At 41.0% G+C, this 227-nt stretch carries 1 pseudogene; it reads right to left on the reverse strand.

Going from position 1 to position 227, the window contains the following annotated elements:
- A pseudogene (locus tag ACEN31_RS11765) lies at positions 1-227 on the reverse strand (IS30 family transposase); the annotation flags it as partial.

Below are 227 nucleotides of genomic sequence, written 5' to 3' on the forward strand. Positions count from 1 at the left end.
AGGACTTTAAAGCTTCCTTAGGTAAGTTTTCTCTCAAATCTTCAATCGCAGTTTGCATAGCAACTTTAGAGCGATTTGGCATGGGTAAAGCAATATATATACGGCTTTTTCGTTCTGCAAAGCTCGCAAAACAACCTTTACTCTTACCTCGAGAAGAAACAACTGTGTCGAGTTCCCAATGCCCGAACTCTTTTCGATTCTTCACAGATTTGGGGCGTTTTGAGATG

The sequence above is a fragment of the Ruoffia sp. FAM 26255 genome (genome assembly GCF_045528525.1).
GTDB classification, from domain to species: Bacteria; Bacillota; Bacilli; order Lactobacillales; family Aerococcaceae; genus Ruoffia; species Ruoffia tabacinasalis.